Genomic DNA, 2,302 nt, shown 5'->3' on the forward strand with positions numbered 1-2,302 from the left:
TCGATCAGGGAGGGTGGCGGGTCGCGTGGCGGGTCAGCCGGGGAAGCGGATTTGCATCGTAGGTGGTGCGGGTCATGTGGGTTTGCCGTTGGCGTTGGTGTTGGCGGATGTGGGGTACACGGTCGACATTTTGGATACCAATGCTGCGGCGTTGAAGACCATCATGGCGGGCAAGATGCCGTTCGTTGAGAACGGCGCTGAGGAGCTCTTGAAGCGCTTGTTGCCGACGGGTCGTCTTGCGGCGAGTACGGATTCATGGATTGTGCGCAATGCCGATGTGGTGATTTGCGTGGTGGGGACGCCTGTGGATGAATACTTGACTCCGCAGGCGCACACGTTCTTTCGGATCATCACGGAGATCAGTCCGTACTTCCGCGATGATCAGACGCTGGTGTTGCGCAGCACGGTGTATCCGGGGTTGACGCAGCGTGTTCATGATTCGTTGCGGGAGCGGGGGATTGGTGTTCACGTGACCTTCTGCCCGGAGCGGATTGCGCAGGGGCATTCGATTCGGGAGTTGCGGGCGATTCCTCAGATCATCAGCGGGTTTGATGAGGAGGGCGTGCGGGTCGTGCGTGAGCTGTTCTCGGGTATCACCAGCGAGATTATCGAGGTGGAACCGCAAGAGGCGGAGCTGGCGAAGCTGTTCTGCAATGGCTATCGCTACATCCAGTTCGCGGTGGCCAACCAGTTTTATTTGTTGTGCCGTGAGGCGGGTTTGGATTTCGATCGTGTTCATCATGCGGCGACGTTTAGGAACAGCCGGGTGGACTCGCTGCCGAGAGCGGGTTTGGCGGCTGGCCCGTGCCTGTTGAAGGACACGATGCAGCTAGCGGCGTTCAGTAACAACAACTTCATGCTGGGGCATGCGGCGATGTTGATCAACGAAGGTCAACCGCAGTTCATCGTCAATATGCTCAAGCGTCGGGTTGACTTGCGCGACAAGACCGTTGGTATCCTCGGCATGACGTTCAAGGCCGATTGCGATGACACGCGCGACTCGCTGAGCTTCAAACTGCGGCACCTGCTCATGCTGGAGGCCAAGGAAGTGATCCGCCATGATCCATTCCTGGACGGACCGGACTACTTCCCGCTGGACTCTGTTGTGGAGCGCGCTGATGTGCTGGTGGTGGGGGTACCGCACTCGGATTATCGGGGTTTGCGGGTTCCGCGGGGCAAGATTGTGGAGGATGTGTGGGGTTGCTTGGACGTCAGTGAGCTGGGCGAGAGTGCGTTGAACGGCGCAGAATTGGCCACGCTGGGCGCGGGGGCTGCGGCCCGGTGAAGGTTCTGGTCACGGGCAGTGCGGGTTTCATCAACGGCTATGTCGTCGAGGAGTTGCTGCAGGCCGGTCACGAGGTGGTCGGGATCGACAACTACTCGAAGTACGGCCCGGTCGCCAAAAGCTACGACAATCATCCGAACTATCACTTCGTCGAGGGTGATGTAAAAGACGTTGACCTGATGTGTCGTCTGGTCGAGGGCTGTGAGCAGATGGTGGCCAGCGCGGCCCGTATCGGCGGTATCACCTATTTCCACGAGTACGCCTATGACCTGCTCGCTGAGAACGAGCGGATCGCTGCGGCCCATTTCGACGCTGCGATCTATGCGTATAAAAAGGGCTGGCTGAAGAAGATCAACGTGATCAGCTCGTCGATGGTGTTCGAGAACGCCAGTGTGTTCCCCACGCCGGAGAAGCACATCACTGAATGCCCGCCTCCGACAAGCACTTACGGGTTCCAGAAGTTAGCTTGTGAGTATTTCGCACATGGTGCTTATGAGCAGTATGGGTTGCCGTACACCATCATCCGACCGTTCAACTGTGTGGGGACTGGTGAGCAGCGTGCGCTGGGTGGGCGCGAAATCCCCAGCGGGAACGTGAAATTGGCGATGAGTCACGTGGTGCCGGACCTGGTGCAGAAGGTCGCCAAGGGTCAGGACCCGCTGCACATTCTCGGCGATGGTACGCAGGTGCGGCACTACACCTATGGTGGTGATCTGGCCAAGGGCATCCGCACGTGTATGGAGCATCCGGCCGCGCTCAATGACGATTTCAATCTGTCGACTCCGGAAGCCACGACGGTGGTGGAACTGGCCGAGGTGATTTGGCGCAAGATGCGTCCGGGTGTCCCGTTCCGCTTCGAAAGCGACCCGCCGTTCGAGCATGACGTCCAGCTGCGCTCACCGGATGTCCAGAAGGCGACGCAGGTGCTCGGCTACTCCGCGACCACCACGCTCGATGCCATGCTCGACGAAGTCATTCCCTGGATTGTCAACGCCGTCAACGCTGGGACTATCTGAC

The 2,302-nt window shown here is 59.3% G+C and carries 2 protein-coding genes; both read left to right on the forward strand.

Annotated elements, in window-relative coordinates; translation table 11 throughout:
- Nucleotides 1-25: 25 nt before the first annotated feature.
- Nucleotides 26-1,285: a nucleotide sugar dehydrogenase gene (locus A5634_RS13335; RefSeq protein WP_065144522.1), complete on the forward strand. Its 1,260-nt coding sequence runs from the start codon at nt 26-28 to the stop codon at nt 1,283-1,285.
- Nucleotides 1,282-2,301 carry an NAD-dependent epimerase/dehydratase family protein gene (locus tag A5634_RS13340; RefSeq protein WP_065144523.1) on the forward strand — a complete coding sequence of 340 codons (1,020 nt, stop codon included), beginning with the start codon at nt 1,282-1,284 and terminating at the stop codon, nt 2,299-2,301. The genes A5634_RS13335 and A5634_RS13340 overlap by 4 nt, the downstream gene beginning before the upstream one ends.
- Nucleotide 2,302 lies beyond the last annotated feature (1 nt).

This window comes from Mycobacterium asiaticum (assembly GCF_001673365.1).
In the GTDB taxonomy this organism is placed as follows: domain Bacteria; phylum Actinomycetota; class Actinomycetes; order Mycobacteriales; family Mycobacteriaceae; genus Mycobacterium; species Mycobacterium asiaticum_A.